This window comes from Gottfriedia endophytica (assembly GCF_017814275.1).
Taxonomy (GTDB): domain Bacteria; phylum Bacillota; class Bacilli; order Bacillales; family Bacillaceae_G; genus Gottfriedia; species Gottfriedia endophytica.
This window is the reverse complement of record NZ_JAGIYQ010000001.1, coordinates 438,168-460,598: the sequence shown is the minus strand read 5'-3', so window position 1 is coordinate 460,598 and position 22,431 is coordinate 438,168. Positions and strand designations below refer to the sequence as shown.

At 33.9% G+C, this 22,431-nt stretch carries 21 protein-coding genes and 1 riboswitch; of the genes, 15 read left to right on the top strand and 6 right to left on the bottom strand.

Features of this window, described 5'->3' with window-relative positions; genetic code table 11:
- The first annotated feature begins 399 nt into the window (after window positions 1-399).
- Together J5Y03_RS02160 and J5Y03_RS02155 are read left to right on the top strand one after the other, a co-directional pair.
- Entirely contained in the window at window positions 400-1,281 is an 882-nt protein-coding gene (locus tag J5Y03_RS02160) for an ABC transporter ATP-binding protein (RefSeq protein WP_209401961.1), read from the top strand.
- A gap of 1 nt (window position 1,282) precedes the next feature.
- A complete protein-coding gene (locus J5Y03_RS02155; protein WP_209401959.1) occupies window positions 1,283-2,518 on the top strand; it encodes an ABC transporter permease in 1,236 nt (411 codons plus the stop codon).
- 46 nt (window positions 2,519-2,564) lie between these two features.
- Here the strand turns inward: J5Y03_RS02155 and dat are convergent, their stop codons facing one another.
- Window positions 2,565-3,461 (bottom strand): D-amino-acid transaminase, encoded by an 897-nt coding sequence (gene dat, locus J5Y03_RS02150; protein ID WP_209401957.1) that lies wholly within the window; start codon window positions 3,459-3,461, stop codon window positions 2,565-2,567.
- Between the two features lie 109 nt (window positions 3,462-3,570).
- On the opposite strand from dat, the gene J5Y03_RS02145 reads away from it, so the two are divergent.
- Window positions 3,571-4,389 (top strand): sugar nucleotide-binding protein, encoded by an 819-nt coding sequence (locus J5Y03_RS02145; RefSeq protein WP_209401955.1) that lies wholly within the window; start codon window positions 3,571-3,573, stop codon window positions 4,387-4,389.
- A 336-nt stretch (window positions 4,390-4,725) separates the two neighbouring features.
- Window positions 4,726-6,432 carry an AMP-binding protein gene (locus J5Y03_RS02140; protein WP_245208688.1) on the top strand — a complete coding sequence of 569 codons (1,707 nt, stop codon included), beginning with the start codon at window positions 4,726-4,728 and terminating at the stop codon, window positions 6,430-6,432.
- Window positions 6,433-6,612: 180 nt separating this feature from the next.
- Here J5Y03_RS02140 and J5Y03_RS02135 read toward each other — a convergent pair whose 3' ends face one another.
- From J5Y03_RS02135 to J5Y03_RS02125, 3 genes are all read right to left on the bottom strand, one after another.
- Window positions 6,613-6,804, bottom strand: coding sequence for a DUF6573 family protein (locus tag J5Y03_RS02135; protein WP_322099538.1), 192 nt, complete (start codon window positions 6,802-6,804; stop codon window positions 6,613-6,615).
- A gap of 98 nt (window positions 6,805-6,902) precedes the next feature.
- The gene (locus J5Y03_RS02130) at window positions 6,903-8,201 is read right to left on the bottom strand and encodes an O-acetylhomoserine aminocarboxypropyltransferase/cysteine synthase family protein (protein WP_209401949.1); all 1,299 of its coding nucleotides are present in this window, start codon (window positions 8,199-8,201) and stop codon (window positions 6,903-6,905) included.
- Between the two features lie 119 nt (window positions 8,202-8,320).
- Window positions 8,321-8,433, bottom strand: a riboswitch (SAM riboswitch).
- Window positions 8,434-8,686: 253 nt separating this feature from the next.
- Window positions 8,687-8,950, bottom strand: coding sequence for a hypothetical protein (locus J5Y03_RS02125; RefSeq protein ID WP_209401947.1), 264 nt, complete (start codon window positions 8,948-8,950; stop codon window positions 8,687-8,689).
- Between the two features lie 309 nt (window positions 8,951-9,259).
- Here J5Y03_RS02125 and J5Y03_RS02120 point away from each other — a divergent pair, with 309 nt between their 5' ends.
- From J5Y03_RS02120 to J5Y03_RS02095, 6 genes are all read left to right on the top strand, one after another.
- Window positions 9,260-9,871 carry a TetR/AcrR family transcriptional regulator gene (locus tag J5Y03_RS02120; protein ID WP_456071397.1) on the top strand — a complete coding sequence of 204 codons (612 nt, stop codon included), beginning with the start codon at window positions 9,260-9,262 and terminating at the stop codon, window positions 9,869-9,871.
- A 14-nt stretch (window positions 9,872-9,885) separates the two neighbouring features.
- Window positions 9,886-10,656 carry an enoyl-CoA hydratase gene (locus tag J5Y03_RS02115; RefSeq protein WP_209401943.1) on the top strand — a complete coding sequence of 257 codons (771 nt, stop codon included), beginning with the start codon at window positions 9,886-9,888 and terminating at the stop codon, window positions 10,654-10,656.
- A gap of 75 nt (window positions 10,657-10,731) precedes the next feature.
- Window positions 10,732-11,505 (top strand): electron transfer flavoprotein subunit beta/FixA family protein, encoded by a 774-nt coding sequence (locus tag J5Y03_RS02110; protein WP_209401941.1) that lies wholly within the window; start codon window positions 10,732-10,734, stop codon window positions 11,503-11,505.
- A 55-nt stretch (window positions 11,506-11,560) separates the two neighbouring features.
- Window positions 11,561-12,538, top strand: a complete 978-nt coding sequence (locus J5Y03_RS02105; RefSeq protein ID WP_209401939.1) for an electron transfer flavoprotein subunit alpha/FixB family protein — start codon at window positions 11,561-11,563, stop codon at window positions 12,536-12,538.
- A gap of 168 nt (window positions 12,539-12,706) precedes the next feature.
- Window positions 12,707-13,078 carry a MaoC/PaaZ C-terminal domain-containing protein gene (locus J5Y03_RS02100; protein WP_209401937.1) on the top strand — a complete coding sequence of 124 codons (372 nt, stop codon included), beginning with the start codon at window positions 12,707-12,709 and terminating at the stop codon, window positions 13,076-13,078.
- Between the two features lie 292 nt (window positions 13,079-13,370).
- Window positions 13,371-14,099, top strand: a complete 729-nt coding sequence (locus J5Y03_RS02095) for an AarF/UbiB family protein (RefSeq protein ID WP_209401935.1) — start codon at window positions 13,371-13,373, stop codon at window positions 14,097-14,099.
- A 130-nt stretch (window positions 14,100-14,229) separates the two neighbouring features.
- Here J5Y03_RS02095 and J5Y03_RS02090 read toward each other — a convergent pair whose 3' ends face one another.
- Complete coding sequence (locus J5Y03_RS02090; RefSeq protein WP_209401933.1) at window positions 14,230-15,582, bottom strand: aminotransferase-like domain-containing protein; 1,353 nt, start codon at window positions 15,580-15,582, stop codon at window positions 14,230-14,232.
- Window positions 15,583-15,700: 118 nt separating this feature from the next.
- On the opposite strand from J5Y03_RS02090, the gene J5Y03_RS02085 reads away from it, so the two are divergent.
- Window positions 15,701-16,639, top strand: a complete 939-nt coding sequence (locus tag J5Y03_RS02085; protein ID WP_209401931.1) for a DMT family transporter — start codon at window positions 15,701-15,703, stop codon at window positions 16,637-16,639.
- Between the two features lie 245 nt (window positions 16,640-16,884).
- On the opposite strand, the gene J5Y03_RS02080 is transcribed toward J5Y03_RS02085, so the two are convergent.
- Window positions 16,885-17,346, bottom strand: coding sequence for a GNAT family N-acetyltransferase (locus J5Y03_RS02080; protein ID WP_209401929.1), 462 nt, complete (start codon window positions 17,344-17,346; stop codon window positions 16,885-16,887).
- A gap of 168 nt (window positions 17,347-17,514) precedes the next feature.
- Here J5Y03_RS02080 and trxA point away from each other — a divergent pair, with 168 nt between their 5' ends.
- The 4 genes from trxA to uvrC all read left to right on the top strand — a co-directional run bounded on the left by trxA (window position 17,515) and on the right by uvrC (window position 22,368).
- A complete protein-coding gene (gene trxA, locus J5Y03_RS02075) occupies window positions 17,515-17,832 on the top strand; it encodes a thioredoxin (protein ID WP_209401927.1) in 318 nt (105 codons plus the stop codon).
- 267 nt (window positions 17,833-18,099) lie between these two features.
- Window positions 18,100-18,540: a MarR family winged helix-turn-helix transcriptional regulator gene (locus tag J5Y03_RS02070; RefSeq protein WP_209401925.1), complete on the top strand. Its 441-nt coding sequence runs from the start codon at window positions 18,100-18,102 to the stop codon at window positions 18,538-18,540.
- A 104-nt stretch (window positions 18,541-18,644) separates the two neighbouring features.
- Window positions 18,645-20,273, top strand: a complete 1,629-nt coding sequence (locus J5Y03_RS02065; protein WP_209401923.1) for an MDR family MFS transporter — start codon at window positions 18,645-18,647, stop codon at window positions 20,271-20,273.
- A gap of 319 nt (window positions 20,274-20,592) precedes the next feature.
- Window positions 20,593-22,368, top strand: coding sequence for an excinuclease ABC subunit UvrC (gene uvrC / locus J5Y03_RS02060; RefSeq protein WP_209401921.1), 1,776 nt, complete (start codon window positions 20,593-20,595; stop codon window positions 22,366-22,368).
- The last annotated feature ends 63 nt before the right edge of the window (window positions 22,369-22,431 follow it).

Sequence of the window (22,431 nt, the reverse complement as noted above, 5' to 3'; positions counted from 1 at the left end):
AAAGTGAAAAACTAGAAACTTATTTTTTGGGTGTTTTCGTATACATTGTTGCTATTTCAGTATGTGTAAGTTGATTTCCACTCCAGGATGCTCGCTTTCCTAGGGGCGTGAGCTGAGCCTCCTCGTCGCTATCGCTCCTGCGGGGTCTCAGCCTTCCCGCATCTCCCACAGAAGCCCTTCATCCTTCCGTTCCAATCAACTTCTGTCTTTTAAATTCTAAAAACTAAAAACTAAAATCTAAAATCAACAATCTTTAACAAAGAGTCTATTTTTCAATTCAAAAGTAATGTTTTTTACGTTTTACTAATTTTTACCGAAAAAAGTATTCTTTTCACAATTTAGAATTAAATGTATACTTTAATTTGCTGGAAAAATTTACAAGCAGAGGGGGATGTATACATGCTTGAAATAAAAGAGTTAACCAAAAAATATGGTGACTTTCTTGCAGTAGATAATTTATCAATATCACTTCAAAAAGGTAGAGTACTGGGACTATTAGGTAGAAATGGTGCTGGAAAAACAACTACTATAAAAATGCTTCTAGGATTACGAACACCAACGAATGGATCAATTTTATGGGACGGCAAGTCGATTCAGCAAGCAGGGGTTTCGGTAGGTTACTTACCAGAAGAACGTGGTTTATTTAGTAAAACAAAAGTAGTTGATCAATTACGTTATTTTGGAAAACTTGAGGGAATGACATCTAGAGAAGTAGATGATGCAATTCATTACTGGTTGAATCGCTTAGAAATTTCGCATTACCGTAATAAAAAAGCAGGGGAACTGTCAAAAGGGAACCAGCAAAAAATTCAAATTATCGTTACACTACTACATAATCCTGAATTAATCATTTTAGATGAGCCGTTTAGTGGATTAGATCCAGTAAATGCTGAATTATTAACACATATCTTGATCGAAGAAATTGAAAAAGGTAAAACGGTCATACTATCCAGTCACCGAATGGAACAAGTAGAAGCCTTTTGTCAGCAAATTTGTATTCTTAAAAATGGGGAAGTTGTTGCTGCGGGAGATTTAAATCAAATTAAAGCAGAATATGGTTACCGTCATTTAATGATTAATGATCATTTGGAAATTAAAAAATGGTTACAAAACCATGATGTTTTATTTGAACAAGCACAGCAATTTTTGAAAATTCGAGTAGAAAATGAGGCAAGAGCAATTCAACTATTGAATGATCTTTCAAAAGATAAAATTTCGATACGTGAGTTTAAGTTACTTGAACCTACATTAAATGAAATCTTTATAGAAAGGGCGAAATGAAATGAAAAAATTTTGGACGGTATTTTTGTTTCATTTGCGGGAAGGCCTACTTGCAAAAACAACAATCATAATGAGTACAATACTATTTATACTGTTTTTTGGCTTTTTTGGAATACAGCATTTCTTACAAACAAAAGACCAAGATCAAAAAAATGTGGATAAAGATAAAATTGTTTATATTAGTAAGACAAATTTATTTCCTCTAGATATCGAAAAAGTAAATGCGATGAGCAAAACGTTTACTTTAAAAGAGGCATCTGCCCAAAAAGAAGATAGTATTAAAAAGGAAATTAAAGATGATAAAGTTGATGGATTAATTGTTATATCTGATGTTAACAATGTTCCTTCAGTACAATACATATATAAAAAGTTTTCAAATGACGAAATTACTTCTATTACAAGTGCGGCATTACAACAAGAATACATAAATTACATTACGAAAAAAGAAGGAATACCGCAAAAGGTTGCGGCACAATTGCAAAGTAAAGTTTCAATTAATGAAAAAGTATTAACTGATCCAATGACTACAATTGGAATTACATATGTTTTTGGAATCTTTCTGTACATGTTCCTATTACTCTATGGAAATATGATTGCAACAGGAATTGTAGCAGAAAAGTCATCTCGAGTTATGGAAGTTATTATTCCAAAAGTTAAACCGATAGCGACTTTATATGCAAGAGTTTTCGCCGTATTTTGTATTGCGCTTTTTCAATTAAGTGTATTAGGTATCGCATTTTTACTTGCACATCAACTTGGATGGATTGATACAAATAAAATTTCTTTCTTGGGGATGTTTATTGATATATCAAGCTTAAATGCTACAACAATCATTACATTCATTACTTATTTCTTACTTGGTTATTTACTTTATGGAATGCTTTATGCAGCTATTGGATCAGTTGTTTCAAGGACAGAAGACTTACAAATGACTATTATGCCAATAATGATGTTAGTTATGGCTGGTTTCTTTATTAGTATCTCTGGAATGGGTAATCCTAATTCGACTTTATTAAGAGTGAGTTCTTATATTCCATTCTTGTCACCGCAAGTTACCTTTACAAGATTTGTAGCAGGGGAAACAAGTGGTATGGAAATTGGATTGACTATTTTAATTTTGGTTCTTTCAATCATGTTAATTGCTATGCTTGCAGGAAGAGTCTATGTGAATGGTGTTATGTTCTATAGTGAAAAAGTAAAATGGAAAGACATTCTAAAGTTAGTTAAAAAGGATTAAGATGAAAGTGGCGATTCTTTGAGAATCGCCACTTTTTATAACCTATTTAACTTCTCGTCACATTTGGATTAAATAAGTCGCTTTCACTGTTTATTTTTTTAGTATAAGCATTTTGAATAATTTCTGTAATTGGACCTCGTTGACCATTTCCAATTTGAAATTCATTATTATTTTCGATGAATTTTACAATTGGACAAATCTCTGACACTGTAGCACTTGTGAATGCTTCAACGGCTAATCGGAATTCATTAATTGTAAAAGCCTCATCAACTACTTCGATATCCAATTCATTTGCTATTGAAATAATTACCTGTCTAGTTATGCCATTAAGTATAAGATTGTTGGCAGGATGAGTTAGTAACTTTCCATCTTTCACAATAAATACATTTGTTGCAGATCCTTCAGTTATATATCCATTGCGGTGCAAAACGGCTTCTTTTGCATCAAGTGAAGCAGCTTGATTTTTTAACATAACACTTCCTAGTAAATTTAAACTTTTAATATCACAGCGAAGCCAACGAATATCTTCGCATAAAAGAACCTTAATCCCGTTGGTCATATTTTCAAATGGTCGCTGTTCCTCTTTGACAGTATAGGCAACAAGCTGGGGCTCCAAATTTTTTTCATGTACATAAAGATGGTTTCTTTGCATTGTACCGCGTGTTATTTGAGTATATAGATATCCTGATGGGAAATTAGCAGACTTCAATAAATTATTAAAGTCTATTTGTAATGTATTAAGGTCGAAATGAAAAGGAATTCCAATTTCCTCACAGCTTTTCTTAAAGCGTTCTAAATGTGATAGAAGCTCGAAAAACTCACCATTGTAAAAACGAATAACCTCATAAACACCATCTCCAAATTGATACCCACGGTCTAAAATCGAAACAGTTGCCTGATTCATTTCAACAATTTTGTCATTTAGTAATACTTTTGTTTGCATGTATATCACTCCTTTTCTAAAAAAATATAAACTATTTTATTGTTTAAAATAATAAGATAATTATAAACTTATAACAATCCTACCATTTTATGAGAAGGGAAGAATACTGATGAATAAAGTTTTAGTACTAGGAATAAGTGGATTAGTAGGAAAAGCTGTTGCTAAAGAGTTTTCTCGTAATAGCCTTGTTTATGGAACCTACCATAAGAATGAAATAAGTTTACCTATACAAGGACAATTTCAATGGAATATATCGGAGCGAAATCAGTTAAGAGAGATTATTGAAGCTGTTTCTCCAAATATCATTATTTCTTCACTAAGAGGTGACTTTGCCGAGCAATTAAAAGTTCATGAGGATCTTGCGAATTGGCTTAAGAACAAAGAAACGAAACTAATTTTTTGTTCAACAGCAAATGTATTTGATGGCGACTTGTTCAAAAATCATGAAGAAGTAGATGAACCTAATGCGGGTTCAGAATATGGTAAATTTAAAATAGCTTGTGAAAAAATATTAATGGAAGAGCTTGGTGATCGAGCGATTATAGTTAGATTACCAATGGTTTGGGGAGCAGACTCACCACGATTAAATGAAATAAAAGAAAAAATCGCTAATAATGAAGAAATTACTGCCTATAAAAATTTATTCTTAAATCATGCTTTAGATACAATGATTGCGAAACAAATTTATTATATTGTAAATCAGAATTTAAAAGGGATTTTTCATTTAGCAACTTCAACAATTGAATCACATTTGTACTTTATTCAGTCCTTTGTTAATAAACTAACAAAAAGTAATGAAAAAATTGTAAAAGAGGATATTGTTCCGGATGTAGAGTGGAGTTACTTTGGTTTACATGTAACACGAAAAGACCTACCTGAAGAACTGAACTATTCAAATCAAGACATTATTATTAGCTTAGTAAAATGATAATCAAACTTTTAACGGTTTACTATCAATCAAATCTCATAAAATAAAGGATGTTTTGTGCTGGGGATTATGTTTTTATCCCGCATTAATGGGCAGTACCCCCACCTCAAAATTGAGAGATAGACGAGGAAGATAGGTGGGGAATAACTGTCCGTAAAATCCCGATTGGCGGCTAACCATCAGTGGCGGATGCAGAAAAACCCCCACTGAAGGAAGTTTAACTTTATAACAAACGGTTAAATTTTCGGAATATTTTGATTGTATCGAAATTAGTAGTGTCATATAATGATAGTATTATGACAAGTTTACTATTTTGATAAAATGGTGGTGAATAAATTGGAAAACGTAAATCAAAAACCATGGATTTCACAATATCCTGATCAAATACCCACGTCGATCACAACCAAAATTGAGCCTCTTCCAAATTATTTGAAACAAACATCTAAAGAGTTTCCACATAAGAAAGCGCTTAATTTTCTAGGGAAAGATGTATCATTTCATGAAATATATGTTCAAGCATTGAGATTTGCAAATTATTTAAAAAATTTGGGTATAAAAAAAGGAGACCGTGTTTCCATTATGTTACCCAACTGTCCACAGGCAGTGGTCGCGTACTATGGAATTCTATATGCAGAAGCGATTGTTGTTCAAACAAATCCATTATATACAGAACGGGAGCTTGAGTATCAAATGGATGATAGTGGCGCAAAGGTGATTATCTGCTTAGATCTTTTAATTAATCGAGTAAACGCTGTAAAAGATGCAACTAATTTAGAACATATCATTGTAACATCTGTTAAAGACTATCTTCCTATCATAAAGAAACTACTGTATCCTTTCTCAAAGCAACCAAAAGCACCTGAAATTCCTTCTAAGAATTATATACACAAATTTAACTATATCATGAAAATATCCGCACCAATTGAAATCAATTTAGATCACGTATCAGTAGATGAAGTTGCAATCTTACAATACACAGGTGGAACAACTGGGTTCCCAAAAGGTGTTATGCTAACTCATAAAAATTTAGTATCTAATACGTTAATGTGTGAATATTGGTTATATAAAAGTAAAAAAGGGAAGGAAGTTATTCTTTCTGTTTTACCATTTTTCCACGTTTACGGTATGACAGCGTGTATGAACTTATCGATTATATGTGCTTACAAAATGATCTTAGTTCCGAGATTTGATGCAGGCTTAATGCTAGAGTCTATTAAAAAATATCGTCCAACTCTTTTTCCGGGAGCTCCGACGATGTACATTGCGCTAATAAATCATCCGGATTTACCAAAATATGATTTATCTTCAATAGAAGCCTGTATTAGTGGTTCATCCGCACTGCCATTAGAAGTTCAGGAGCGTTTTGAAAAAATAACGGGTGGAAAGCTTGTAGAAGGATACGGATTATCTGAAGCATCGCCTGTTACACATGGGAATTTTTTATGGGATAAGCGAATCAATGGAAGTATCGGAGTACCATGGCCAGATACTGATGCAAAAATTATCTCAATGGAAACTGGTGAAGAAGTACCCATTGGTGAAATAGGAGAACTAGTTGTTTCAGGACCTCAAGTTATGAAAGGATATTGGAAGCGTCCTGAAGAAACAGCAGCAACATTAAAAGATGGCTGGTTATACACTGGTGATCTAGGCTATATGAATGAAGATGGCTATTTTTTCATAGTAGATCGCAAAAAGGACATGATTATTGCAAGTGGATATAATGTCTATCCTCGTGAAATAGAAGAAATTTTATATGAGCATGAAGCTATTCAAGAAACTGTTGTAATCGGAGTGCCAGATCCTTATCGCGGTGAAACAGTAAAGGCGTTTATCGTTTTAAAAGAAGGTAAACACGTAACTGAGAGTGAAGTGAATGAGTTTTGCCGAAAATATTTGGCGCCTTACAAAGTTCCACGTCAATTTGAATTTAGAAATGAATTACCGAAAACGGCAATTGGGAAAATTTTAAGACGTCAGCTCGTTGAAGAAGAGAAGCAAAAACAAGTGAAAGATGAAAATCAGGATGAAAAATTATCTTGAATGGTAAGAAGGAATGGGAAAGACATCCATTCCTTTTTACTTTAGCTTTAATTATGAATAGGAATCTTTATTATACAAAATTTTTGTTGTGATAATAAAAAGCTCTTTTCTTAAAGATTGTTTTGTTTTTAAAGTTTTTTTAAAGTGAACCTGACAAAGAAGTTGTGTTGAAACATGTCATTAATCTTCTTCCGGAAGCATAACTGTAATAAACGGTTCGGCTTTATCTCTAGGTCCACATACAGCTTTTAAATCATGTAGTACCTCCTCCCCTTCTATCGTTATTAATACTTTAAAAAGAATTTCAGATCCTTTTGATTGTGCGGCAACAAATCTTAAAACATTAAGCACATTCCATAACCTTCCACTAATGGAATCACCACGTTCAATAGCTTCTTAATCAGCCTTTACTATTCTTGAATATGCTGCAGATGTAAGATCAACCGGAAACTTAAACCCTGCTTCTTTTGCTAACTCCGTACAGCTGTTGCCTTTTCAATAGCTTGCTCTAGATCAGAAATAATATCTTCTGCCGCTTCTAATCCAACAGACAAACGAATTAACTCTTCTGTTACGCCCGTTTTCTTCAAATCTTCCGCACTTAATTGCTGATGAGTAGTGGAGGCAGGGTGGATAATCAGTGATTTCGCATCCCCAACATTCGCAACATGTGACCAAAGTTGAATGTTATCAATCACCTTACGTCCTGCATCTCTTCCACCTTTTATCCCGAAGTTCACGATGGAACCAAATCCATCTCTGAAATACTTTTTCGCCAACTCATGGGAAGTATGGCTTTCCAACCCTGTATAGCTTACCCACTCAACCGCAGGATGACTTTGTAAAAATTGAGCAACCTTAAGGGCATTTTCATTATGCTTCGGTACTCGTAAATGCAAAGTTTCAAGTCCTTGCAAGAATAAGAAGGCACTATCCGGACTTAATGCTGGCCCAAAATCACGAAGCAACTGAACCCGAAGCTTCGTTGCAAATGCAGCATGTGGGACATCCACGCCATAGTGTAGACCATGATAGCTTGCATCAGGCTCTTTAAAGCCAGGGAATTTATCACTGTTCCAATCAAATTTTCCACCATCGACAACCACTCCACCGATGGCTGTTCCATGTCCGCCAATCCATTTTGTTGCGGAGTGAACAACAACATCTGCTCCCCACTCTATAGGGTTGGTTAAGTATGGAGTACCAAAAGTATTATCTACAATCAAAGGAATTCCATTTTCATGAGCTACCTTCGCTACTGCCTCCACATCTAAAACTTGTAAGCTTGGATTTCCGATAATTTCTGCGAACAATGCTTTCGTTTTTGGTGTAATTGCCTTTCGGAAGTTTTCTGGATCCTCTGCATCCACAAACTTCACATTAATTCCGTACTTAGGAAGGGTAACTGCAAAAAGATTATACGTACCACCATAAAGATTTCCGGCAGCAACGATTTCATCTCCAGTACCTGCCAAGTTTAAAATGGAGAACGCTATAGCTGCAGATCCAGATGAAAGGGCAACTGCCGCTGTTCCTCCTTCTAAAAGGGCAACGCGTTTTTCAAATACATCTACTGTTGGATTACCAATTCGGGAATAAATATAGCCTTCTTGTTCCAAAGCAAAAAGGCTTTGGGCATAATCCGTATCTTTGAAAACATATGAAGTAGTTTTATAAACGGGAACAGTACGGGAACCTGTTATAGGATCTGGTTGTTGACCTCCGTGAAGTAATAATGTTTCTAGGCGAAGTTGTTTTTGTTCTGTCATCTTTACATTCCTCCAATTTTTGATTTAATGTCATCGAGAAATTTTAAAGACAGGGTGAGGTTCAAAAGAGGAAATCAAAAACCCTCTTCCTAAGAAGAGGGCTAATATGCAGGTTCCTCCCCTTATCTTTCAGATCACAAAGATCTGTAGGAATTAGCACCTTATCAAACATGGTTGTTTGATGGTTGCCGGGCATCATAGGGCCTATTCCCTCCGCCGCTCTCGATAAGAGTATTATTTAATTTTCATAAAATTCTAAATTGCTCTTAATGTGCATTATAGAAGAGGATGAAACAATAAGTCAATAGTTTTTTGAAAAGTTTTTAAAGAGATAATTTAATTGCTTTTTCAAATTGATTGATAATATCTCGCATCTTCAATCCTAATTGAAATACGAACTACTCCTTTATTAATCCCTATTTTAGCTTGGAGCCCAGGCGGCAAACCCCGATGGGATGTGCCAACTGGATTTGTTACGCATTGTTTCAATCAGCAAACGGTATTTTGGACTTTACTTCTCTAGACGGCCCTACGATTATTTCATACTCATGTTTAAACGGTTTATATTCAAGTAATAAGTTAAGGTTGCTCGATTGAGTTATTTTTTGATTAACTGTATATATTTCACGGCGAGGACTAACGAAGCTCAAGTTCAATTCTTCCATTCGTTTGACAGTCCTTTGAACGGTATGCTTGAAACACCAGTGTGAGTGGCGATGGCTCATTTTTTTCATAGTAATCTTCGTCATTTTTCTGGAGTTCATCCAAAATATAGTTGACAACGATTTGTCCTTTCTCGCCAGGTGCGAGACTCCTGTGGGAGCAGAGGGACAGGTGAGACCCCGCGGGAACAGGAGGCTCACCGCTCGCCCCACGGAAAGCGAGCATCCTGGAGTTGTAATCAACTAACGCATTCTAAAAAAGCAACAAATTTAACGAAAAACAACCTAATAAAAAATTAAATCAAGTACAAACTAAAGACAATTGACAATTTTCTGATTAGTTAGTATTATTAAAATATGAATGATGGTTCATTCACTGTAAAGGGGTTTTTAGAAGTGAAAAAAGATAAACCAAAATATAAACAAATAATAGATGCTGCTGTTGTGGTGATTGCTGAAAACGGTTACCATCAGTCGCAAGTGTCAAAGATTGCAAAGCAAGCAGGCGTTGCAGATGGTACGATCTATTTATATTTTAAAAATAAAGAATCAATCTTAATTTCTCTTTTTGAAGAAAAAATGGGGCATTTTACAGAGAAAATTCGTGAAGAAATTAAAGGAAATAAAACATCTATAGAGAAGTTATTAAAGTTGATAGAAACACATTTTCTCTTATTATCTGAAGATTATAATCTAGCGATCGTTACACAATTAGAGCTTAGACAAACAAACCTGGATCTTCGTTTAAAAATAAATGAAGTATTAAAAGAGTATCTACATATTATTGATTCAATTTTAATAGAAGGTGTTCAGTCAGGTGAGTTTGATCCTATTTTAAATATTCGTATTGCGAGAAAGATGATTTTTGGAACAATTGATGAAGTCCTTACGCATTGGGTTATGAGTGGACATAAGCAAAGCTTAGTTGATAAGGCTAGAGATGTTCATCATTTGTTAATTCGAGGATGTGGATATCGACAAGAAGATTCTAGATTGCTAGAACAATAAAAGGAGGAATAGTTGTGAGCTTACTTCAATTATCAATTTCTGAAGGTATTGCTTTTTTAACGATTCAAAATCCACCTGCTAACGCAATGTCATCTGTTTTGTTTGATGAGATGGCGAAACAATTAGATTCAATAGAGCAAAATGAAGACATTCGTGTAATCGTTTTCCATGGCGAAGGTCGATTCTTCTCTGCCGGAGCAGATATTAAAGAATTTACTTCGGTAAAAAGTGAAGATGAAGCAGCAGCTATGTCTCGAAAAGGTCAATTATTATTTGATCGAGTAGAGAATTTTTCAAAACCTGTCATCGCTGCAATTCATGGAGCAGCATTAGGTGGTGGACTTGAATTTGCAATGAGCTGTCATATTCGAATTGTGGCTGAAAATGCTAAGTTAGGTTTACCAGAGCTAAATTTAGGTTTAATTCCTGGATTTGCTGGAACTCAGCGCTTACCACGTTATGTTGGTAGAGACAAAGCTTTAGAACTGATGTTGACAGCGGAACCAATTACAGGAACAGAGGCAGCTCAATTTGGTTTAGCAACAAAAGTAGTTCCAGAGGAAAAACTTATTGAAGAGGCAACTATTCTAGCAAGAAAAATTGCACATAAAAGTAAAGAATCTATTGAAGCAGTCATTCAGTTACTTAGTTCTACAAGAACACCGTCTTACCACGAAGGTGTTGCTCAAGAGTCATTAACTTTTGGGAAAGTTTTTTACTCAGAAGGAGCAAAAGAAGGAATCTCAGCTTTCCTAGAAAAGCGTAAGCCAGTTTTTAATAAATAGGCGAATCAATTAATTTACTAGTAAGATTATTAATCTTCTATATAGAAAGTACCAATTATTCAGGAGGGTTTAAGCATGAACATTTACGTATTGTTAAAAAGAACGTTCGATACTGAAGAAAAAATTGTGATCTCTAATGGTGCGATTCAAGAAGATGGAGCTGAATTCATTATTAATCCTTATGATGAATATGCAGTTGAAGAAGCAATCCAAATTCGTGATACACATGGTGGCGAATTTACAGTAGTAACAATTGGGAATGAAGATAGTGAAAAAGAATTACGTACTGCACTAGCAATGGGTGCTGATAAAGCTGTATTAATCAATGTTGAAGATGATGTTGAACACCTAGACCAATTTTCAACAGCAACAATTTTAGCGAAATACTTAGAGGATAAAGATCCTTCTATCATTCTTGCAGGAAACGTTGCAATTGATGGAGGAACTGGTCAAGTAGGACCACGAGTTGCGGAACTTTTAAATATTCCTTACGTTACAACAATTACAAAATTAGAAATTACTGGTTCAAATGCTAAAATCGAGCGAGATGTTGAAGGTGATACTGAAATAATTGAAACATCACTTCCACTTCTAATTACTGCTCAACAAGGATTAAACGAACCAAGATATCCATCTTTGCCAGGTATTATGAAAGCAAAGAAAAAACCTTTAGAAGAGCTTGAATTAGATGATTTAGATCTTGAAGAAGATGATGTAGAAGCTAAAACAAAAACAATTGAAATCTATTTACCTGCTAAAAAAGAAGGTGGGAAAGTTCTTTCTGGTGAGTTAAAAGACCAAGTAAAAGAACTAGTTTCATTACTTCGTTCAGAAGCAAAGGTAATCTAATAAGTCGTTAAGAAATACAAAATTATTTTAGTGAATATACTTGGAGGGATTAGACATGTCACGCAAAGTATTAGTACTAGGTGAAGTTCGTGAAGGATCTTTACGTAATGTATCGTTTGAAGCAGTAAGCGCAGCAAAAACAATTGCAGAAGGTGGAGAAGTTGTTGCTGTATTAGTTGGGAAATCTGTTAGTTCTTTAGCGTCAGAGCTTATCCAATATGGTGCAGATCGTGCTGTAGTTGTTGAAGATGAAAAGTTAGCTCATTATACTTCTGATGGATTTTCTCAAGCGGTTTTAGCAGTGATTGATCAAGAAAAACCAGAAGGTATGGTATTTGGTCACACTTCTTTAGGAAAAGATTTATCGCCAAAATTAGCTGCACGTTTACAAAGCGGTCTTATTTCAGATGTTACTTCATTAGAAGTAGTAGGTGGAAATATCGTATTTACTCGTCCAATTTACTCAGGTAAAGCATTCGAGAAAAAAGTAATGGCTGACAGCTTCATTTTTGCTACAATTCGTCCAAATAACATCGAACCACTAGCAAAAGATGAGTCACGTACAGGTGAGGTTAAATCAGTATCAGTTGAAATTAAAGACCTACGCTCTATCGTGAAAGAAGTAGTTCGTAAAGCTAGTGAAGGTGTGGATTTATCTGAAGCAAAAATTATTGTTGCAGGTGGTCGCGGAGTAAAAAGTGAAGAAGGATTTAAACCACTGAAAGAATTAGCTGACGTTTTAGGTGCTGCTGTTGGTGCATCACGTGGGGCATGTGACGCAAACTATTGTGATTATTCATTACAAATCGGCCAAACAGGTAAAGTTGTAACGCCGGACTTATATATTGCTTGTGGAATCTCAGGTGCTATTCAACATTTAGCTGGGATGTCAAACTCAAAAGTAATCGTTGCGATTAATAAAGATCCAGAAGCGAATATTTTCAAAGTAGCTGATTATGGTATTGTTGGCGACTTATTTGAAGTATTACCATTATTAACAGAAGAGTTTAAAACTGTATTAGTAAATTCTTAATTGGCCGTACTACATATTTAATAGTTCGAAAATTTAGGGATTTCAGTTATAAAAAATATACATTTCTGAAGGATAGAGGCTGCATAGTTTCTATCCTTTGTTGTTTAAAAACACATTTAATCGAGAGATATTTTTTTCTATAAGTAAAGAATGGAGGAACAGAAAACGATGAAAATTGGTGATGTTTTGACTTGGGAAAGAACATTTACGGAAGAAGATATTTTACAATTTGCAGAGATTTCAGGTGATAAGGGTAGACACCATTTGGAAAAGAATGAAAATGGTCAATTAATGGTACATGGTTTGTTAACAGCAAGTATTGGTACAAAAATTGGTGGAGATATGAATTACATTGCCCGTACGATGAATAACGAATTTTTAAGACCGGTATATACCGGAGACACCATTAAATGTGAAATTACGATTACTGACATTGTGAAAGAAGTTGGGTTTAGTAGATATTCATTACAACTTGCTTATTTTAATCAAAAGGGCAAGGAAGTTCTGATTGGGACAAGTCAGGGGATTATTAGGGAGTAGGTTATAGGGTGACATAAAGTGTATAAAACTGTAAAAATGATCTCCATTCCAAACAATCATAATTTTGTTTCGTTCGTGATGTTGGCTGTAATTTTATAACTTTGAATAATATTAGTGCTTTATTCAAAAGGCATTAGAGGTTAATAGAAATAAAGTTAACTAACATATAATTTTTATTTGCTATGTAGATATAGTAATATTTTAAAATGAACTTCTTTTAAAGAGTCGTTCTATCAGAAAAAATTGAATTTCAAAATCTAATAGTAGTGCCCTTTGTAGAGGAGATAGTAATATGAATAGTCAAGAATTTAATGAAATTAAAGATTTTGTATTGTTTGGAGAAGGTGTTAGTAATTTTGAATATGTTGCTAGCGGGAAAGATGGAGACGTATATCGTAGAAATGACAAAGCAATAAAAATATTTAAAGCTGACGGATACACTAATAGTGATGGAAAAAAGTTACATATGTTAGATCAATCTATTTATTATCCAAAAGTGTTCGCTTTTGAAGAACAGTTCATGGTATCGGAATTTATTGAAGGAGAAACACTTTATCAGCTTGATGGGAAAGATGGTGCTAAAATCTTAACTCAACATGCTGAAGATTTACAACAAGCCATTTTTGATGCACGCCTGGTTGGTTTATTAGCGAATGATTTACATTTAAATAATATTATGCTGACAGAAAAAGGAGACATTCGAATCGTTGACGTTGGACGTTTTGATTCATTGGATAGCCATCAATGTCGTGGTATATTCGATTTAATTTTTAGTCATTCGCATTCTCATAGTCATGGTCACAGACGTAAACATTCCATCTTTACATCTGGAAGCAGTGACCACCGTCACCGTCATAGACATTCGTATTCGTCAAGCGACCATAGACACCATCATCATGGACATTCTCATTCGTCAAGCGACCATAGACACCGTCATCACGGCCATTCTCATTCATCAAGTCATCATAGACATCGTCGTCATAGCCATTCGTTCTCTTTTGGTTCGTTTTTTTCGAGTTAACCTTAACAATTTAGGTAACAGGTGTTTAGATGAGTTGTTTGAAAACCTTCAAAAAATGAAGGTTTTCTTTTTATATTTAGTTAGATCTGTTCTATCTTTATGTTAAATTTGTACATTCGCGAAGAAAAATTTAAACGTTCCCTAATCGTCTAATTTCCTCAATTACTATTCTTACACCTTCTTCAATTTTATGTTCTTCTACATGAGAGACGTTTAATTTTAAAATTTTCTCCTGTTGAAATGAAGTTAAATAGTTTCTGCTGATAGGCTCAACCATTACGCCTTTCTTATTTAAGTTACGAATTAATTGCTGAAGGTTGATACTTTTATGTAAGACAATATGATTGTGCATACATACAGAAGCAGGCTGAATTACTTTAACTAGTTCCGGGCTGTCATCTGTATATTTAATAACAGATTGATATAGTTGCTTTGCTCGAGATACATAAGAATCCTTAATCTTTTGTCTATGTCGTTCAAACATGCCACTTTTAATATATATTTCTAATGCTGCTTGAGAAATCATAGAGCTCTCAATATCATTAATTTTCTTATAGAGTAAGAACCTTTCTTTTAATTGATTTGGAATAACAGCCACCCCAATTCGTAACCCAGGAAATATAATTTTTGAGTAGCTTTTTAAATAAATTACATAATCATTGAGATCATATGTGAAAATCGGATCTGCTTTTGAATCTTGCTCAAAATCAACTAAATAATCATCTTCTACGATATAAACATCATATTTTTTAGCCATTCTAGCAATTTCTTTTTTTTCTTTCTGTGAATAAGATGTACCTAAAGGATTGTGAAATCTTGGCATCGTATAAAAAAATTTAATATCTTCCTCTCTAAATATTCTTTCTAATTCGAGTAAATCAATACCTTCTGCAGTCCTCTTTATCCCAATCAAGGATTCCTGATATGTTTCCAAATGCTCCATAAATAAATGATAGCTAGGCTGTTCAACTAAAATTTTCGTTTTCTTATTTGGAAATGGAATCTCTCTCAAAATAGATAAAGCCTGTTGCACTCCTGAAGTAATAAAAATATTTTCTGTTTTGGTAAAAACCTGGTATGTTTCAAGGTGTTTTTGTACTACTTTAATTAAAGACATTAACCCTTGTGGCCTTCCATATACAAACAAATCTTTTTGATATGTATCAATTGCTTTATTAATGCAATGTTGAAAGTCTATGTAAGGAAACTTATTCCAATCTGGCGCAGAGGTTTCAAAATCAATTTCTGTCTTTTCATTTTCTGATAGCTCAAATGCTTTTTTAACAACAAAGTATCCGCTTTGTGGTACAGAATAAACTAGATTCTTTTTTTCTAGTTCATGGAATGCTCTAATCACCGTGCTTTTATTTATCTGGCAACTCTCAGCTAAAGAACGAATGGATGGGAGTTTTTCGCCTTCTTTATACTCATTTGTTTGAATCTGTGTTTCTAAATCATTTAGTAAAGACAAATACTTATACATCATTGCCTCCTCTATAAGCTGTACCGGTACAGTTGGCTTTTATTCATATTGTACTGTATTCATGAAAGAATTACGATAAAGTCAACCGGCCGGTAATAAAAATAGGGGGTAGAAGAAAATGCTACAAAATAAAAAAGCATATTTGGCAGCGCTTTTATATACTTGTATAATTGGCTTTTCTTTTTTGTTTGTTAAATTATCACTAACTGTAGCGAGTCCACTTGATACGTTAGCTCATCGTTTTACAATTTCGTTACTGGTTGCCATATTACTGATTCTTTTTAAAAAAATTCGTTTAAATATAACATTTAAGGATATTGTTGTGATCTTACCAATTGCAGTACTTTATCCAGCATTATTTTTTTCATTTCAAGTATTTGGTCTAGTCTACACATCTTCTTCTGAGGCAGGGATTATTCAAGCAACGATACCAATTTTTACATTGGTTCTTGCTACTTTTTTCTTGAAGGAACATACGACGAAATGGCAAAAAATTTCTATTGTTATATCTGTCGCTGGGGTTATTTACATATTTGTGATGAAAGATCTTAATGTAGAAGGAGCAAATATAAAAGGAGTTTTACTGATTCTATTATCAGCGTTATCTTCTGCTGGGTATAATGTCTTGGCAAGAAAATTGACCAAACGCTATCAAATATTTGAATTAACATTTATAATGACGATCATTGGATGTGTCGTTTTTAATAGTATGGCTATCACAAATCATATAACTAATCATACACTTTCTCGTTATTTTTTACCTTTTACAAATGAGAAGTTTTTAGTCGCGATTCTCTATCTAGGGATCTTATCTTCTCTTTGTACATCTTTCTTATCTAATTACGCACTTTCGAAAATAGAAGCGTCTAAAATGAGTGTTTTTAGTAACTTGGCGACCCTTATTACAATGATTGCTGGTGTTATCTTTTTACATGAGAAGTTGCATTATTTCCATGTCGTAGGAGCAATTATAATAGTAATTGGAATTATTGGTACAAATTTTTCAGGAAACATAAAAAACATGAGTCATTCAAAAGTGAAAAATAATGCTGGTTGACATTTAAAGGCTCTTTTTTTAAAGATTGTAGTTTTAGGATTTTTAATTAAAAAGACAGAAGTTGATTGGAACGGAAGGGTGAAGGCTGAGACCCCACAGGAGCGTATGCGACGAGGAGGCTCAGCTCACGCCCCTAGGAAAGCGAGCATCCTGGAGTGGAGGTCAACTTACACATACTGAAATTGCAACAATTTATTCAAAAACAGCCTATTTAAATATAAAAAAATGAGCCTTCATGAAAAGGCTCATAATTGTTTTTCGTAAACTTCTACTTCAATTCCATTAGTGGATAATTTATTTTCTAAGTAATTGAAGCCCGCAGATTTCCAAAATGATTTTGCACTATTATTTTCTACTAAAACACCTAATCTTAGTTGGTTGATTCCTTTTTCTTTTAGTTTCTCTTCAAACGTAAAATATGCATTTGTCCCGAAGCCATATCCTTGATAATCATGATGAATCATTAATAGACCTAGCCAAGGATATCCATCTCTTGGATTGTGTTCTAAATAATCCAATATGCCAATGTAAGTCTCATCAAGTAATATAAAATAGGCTTCACTTTCACCCTCGAGATATTTTTCTGTAATTTCTTCAAGTGAGCGTGTTGACTTAGAATTTTCTATTGTATTGTAATTAGGATTTGAATTAATTATTTCAGCTAGAACTTCTACTAATTCTTTTTCAACTTTTTTAAATGTAATCACAAAATCAGTCCTTTCAAAGAATAGACAAAAAATAGAAGGTAATTATAAGTTTTAGAGCAAATAATTAGAAATTGTAATTTTGCCTGTGATATACTTTCTTTAAAATAATAACAAAATAAAGTTAACAGTGTAAGCTTTATATCACTGTTGATTATGGGAGGATTTATAATGGCACTTGTAAATGCAACGAATGCAACATTCGCAGAAGAAACAAAAGAAGGTGTAGTATTAGTAGATTTTTGGGCAACTTGGTGTGGACCATGTAAAATGATCGCTCCAGTTTTAGAAGAATTAGCTGCTGATTATGGCGATAAAGTAAAAATCGTAAAAGTTGATGTTGATGAAAACCAAGAAACTGCAGCAAAATTTGAAGTTATGAGCATTCCTTCTCTATTCGTAATGAAAGATGGAGAAGTTGTTGAAAAAACATTAGGATTCAAACCAAAAGAAGCATTAGAAGAATTAATCAATCCACATATTGGATAATTAATTTTTGAAAAAGTGCACTTCTTAAATGAGGTGCACTTTTTTTGTTTGAATACCAAATAAAATGTTTCAAGAAGATAAGGAATAATCCAACTCAATAAAGGAATAAATAACTTCTATATGTGTAGGAGTATTTATTAACAATTGTGAAGAAGACAAATTTTTAATTACTTGACATTGATTCAAAATCGGAATATATTTAATTAGTGTTAAATATTTATTTGTATTAAATGTTTTGCTGCAATAATTATTAAAGGTGGTTAAATGATGGATGGGTTAAGTAACTATCTTGAACGAATTCAATCTGCATTCCAAATTACTCTCCAAAAAATGCAGCCAAAAATGGTAGAAAGCATGAATGAAAATGGAGTAACACCTACTCAATTTTATGTTTTGATCTATTTATGGAAACAAGGAAGCTGCAAGATTTCTGAGTTAGCGGAATACATGGGTGTTAAGCCGAGTGCAGTTACGTTTATGATTGATCGACTCGAACAAAATAATTTTGTTGTTCGTGAACATGATAAGAAAGACAGAAGAGTAGTTAATATCAGCCTTAGCACTGAAGGACAAGAAAAATTAAATACAGTTATTCATGCGAGAAAGGTGATTGCTGAAAAATTTCTATCATATCTCTCAGAAGATGAACTTGCTCAATTCGCGTTAATTGCTGAAAAACTTGCTGAAGCTACTACCAAAGAAAATTAGAAAAATTAAAATGGAGTAACGTTAAAATCTATTTGGCATAATACAAAATAGACGAATAGAAAAGTGCGTACTTATTTTAAACAACATAAGAGAGGAGAAATAAAATGAATACAAATAATAGTATAAATTCTAATACTGAGCATAATCGAACGTTGTTGTTAATTGGATTAATCATCGCAATGTTCTTTTCTGCATTAGATGGTACGATTGTAGGTACTGCGATGCCAAGGATCGTCGGAGATCTTGGTGGTTTCGATAAAATGACATGGTTAACGACTGCTTATTTATTAACTTCAACTGCAGTAGTACCGATTGCAGGGAAATTAGCTGACTTAATTGGCCGTAGAGGGGTATATGTAACAGGTTTAATTGTTTTTATGGCCTCTTCTGCACTATGTGGTTTAGCGAATAACATGACTGAATTAATTATCTACCGTGGGATCCAAGGTATTGGTGGCGGTATTATGATGCCAATGGCTATGATTGTAATTGGGGATTTATTTACAGGAAAAGAACGCGCTAAATTCCAAGGGGTTTTTGGCGGAATATATGGTCTTGCTTCTGTTATTGGTCCACAAGTTGGTGGTTGGATTGTAGATAATTTAAATTGGCATTGGGTATTCTACATTAACTTACCAGTCGGAATTATTGCTACAATCTTTATCGCATTAGGATTAAAAAGTAAAAAGCAAACTGGAGCAATTAATTTTGATATCGCAGGTATGTTTACCATGATTATTGGTGTTGTAAGTTTACTTCTTGCTCTAAGCTTAGGTGGAAAAGATTATGCATGGAACTCATGGCAAATTATTGGTCTATTTGCTTTAGCATTGGTTGGAATAGTTAGCTTCGTTATTGTTGAATCAAAAGCAAAAGAACCAATTCTTCCTATGCATTTATTTAAAAACAGAACGTTTGTAACGCTAAGTTTAGTTGGTTTCTTTATGACGATTGGAATGTTTGGAGCGATTACATTTGTTCCATTCTTTATGCAAGGAATTATCGGAGTAAGTGCGACACAATCAGGAACAATTATGACACCAATGATGGTTACCATGATCATTACAAGTATTATTGGTGGTCGAATCGTATTCAAAATAGGGATTAAACCACAAATTATGACAGGTATGTTTATTATGGCGTGTGGTATCTTCTTATTATCAACGTTAGATTTGCATTCAAGTAAGTTAGTGGCAACTTCTTATATGGCAGTTATTGGTGCTGGGCTAGGATTAGTAATGCCAACCATTACATTAGCCTTACAACAAAGTTTCTCTAAAGAAATGCTTGGTGTAGTTACATCTTCTAGCCAATTCTTCCGTTCAATCGGAGGTACATTTGGAGTAACAGTTTTAGGAGCAGTAATGAATAGCAAGTCAGGAACATTGTTAACAGATAAATTTGTTCCATTTTTAAATCACTTACCAGCACAAGTAGCTCCATTAACTTCTAAATTAAAAGACCTGGTTGATACGAATCCACAAGGCGTGTTTCAAATGTTATTTAATCCTGAATCATTGAAACAAATACCTGCTGCAATAGTGGATAAAATGGTGCCAATTATTAAAACATCGTTAATGGATTCATTACACAGTGTATTCTTTGTAGGATTTAGTTTAATTGTAGTAGGTGCAATTTGTACCCTATTCTTAAAACATGTTGATTTATCAGGTAAAAAAGCTGGGGGTAAAACTGAAGAAAATTCAGAAATGAGCTCAGCAGCTTCTAATTAATTCGTTTAAATTGAGTTATATTCAAACCCTTGATGGATGATTTCATCAAGGGTTTTTTAATGGACGAAAAAGAGTGCTCTTTTAGTTGATAATATGAAATTACTAAGAAATTATAAGTTGATTGGAGCGGAAGGTGCGAGTATCCTGGAGCGGAAATCAACTAAATGTACCAATATTAAGTCGAATATTATATTTGAAAATGGTTTGGAATTTCTCCAAGCTCTTTTCATATCATCACATATTTCCAAAACTAAATCATTTTCAGTTTTCACCTTTGCGTACTATAATAAAGAAAATATCTAAAGAAAGGGGGAGCATTATGCATAATCATCTGAAAGAAAAATTAGCACTATTACCAGATCAACCAGGTTGTTATTTGATGAAGGATTCACATGGGACGGTTATTTACGTAGGGAAAGCAAAAGTATTAAAAAACAGGGTCCGTTCATATTTTACTGGGTCTCATGATGGGAAGACGTATCGACTTGTTCAGGAGATTGTTGATTTTGAATACATTGTAACGTCTTCGAACATGGAAGCATTGATCTTGGAAATGAATTTGATTAAAAAATATGATCCGAAATATAACATCATGTTAAAAGATGATAAAACATACCCCTTTATAAAAATAACTGCTGAAAAACATCCGAGGTTACTAATTACACGTAATGTGAAAAAAGATAAAGGGAAATACTTTGGACCGTTTCCAAATGTAACAGCTGCAAATGAAACAAAGAAATTGCTTGACCGTCTGTATCCTTTACGAAAATGTTCGAAATTACCAGATAAAGTTTGCTTGTACTATCATATTGGTCAGTGTCTGGCTCCTTGTGAAAAAGAAGTAACAGATGAACAAAATCAGCAAATCGTTGATGAAATCGTTCGTTTTTTAAATGGTGGACATGATCAAATAAAAAAAGAATTAGAAGAGAAAATGATGGCGGCTGCAGAAACATTAGATTTTGAACGTGCAAAAGAGTATCGCGATCAAATTTCATCAATTGAAGCAACAATGGAAAAGCAAAAAATGATGAACAGTGATTTGGTTGACCGAGATATATTTGGATTTTCGGTTGATAAAGGGTGGATGTGTGTCCAAGTATTTTTTGTACGCCAAGGGAAATTAATCGAAAGAGATGTTTCCTTCTTCCCAATATATGATGAACCTGAAGAAGCATTTTTATCTTATGTAGGGCAATTTTACGAAAAGACACATCATTTTAAACCGAAAGAAGTTTTTGTACCAAATAAAGTGGATGCGGAATTGTTAAAAGAACTTTTAGTTGTCCCAGTCATTCAACCAAAACGCGGTCCTAAAAAAGAACTGGTTGACTTAGCCAAAAAGAATGCAAAAATCGGACTCCAAGAAAAATTCAAACTGATTGAGAGAGATGAAGAGCGGACAATTGGAGCGGTTGGAAAGCTTGGAGAAGCATTGGGCATTGAAATGCCATATCGCATTGAGGCATTTGATAACTCGAATATTCAGGGAACAAATCCAGTATCTGCAATGGTTGTATTTATTGATGGTAAGCCTTCTAAGAAGGATTATCGAAAATATAAAATAAAAACTGTTGTCGGACCTGATGATTATGATTCAATGAGAGAAGTAGTTAGACGTCGTTATAGCAGAGCACTAAAGGAAAAATTACCTTTACCAGATTTAATTATTGTAGATGGTGGAAAAGGGCATTTAGCAGCCGTTGAGGATGTATTACAAAATGAGTTAGGGTTATTTGTCCCAACAGCTGGACTCGTAAAGGATGAAAAACATAGAACGTCAGATTTGCTAATCGGACAACCACCAGAAGTGATTCCGCTAAATAGGCAAAGCCAAGAATTCTTCCTTTTACAGCGAATACAAGATGAAGTCCATCGTTTTGCAATTGAGTTTTATCGTCAGCTTCATAGTAAATCGATGGTTCAGTCTGCTTTAGATGGTATTCCTGGAGTAGGAGGTACTAGAAAAAAATCATTACTAAAACACTTTGGCTCACTTAAGAAAATAAAAGAAGCATCTGTTGAACAATTGATAGAAGCTAAAATACCAAAGAATGTTGCCGAAGTCATTTATCAACATTTTCGTAGTGAGTAAGAATGCTGGTATGTTTCATTTAAAAAGAATGTCATCTACTATTGACAGACTTTATGATTATAA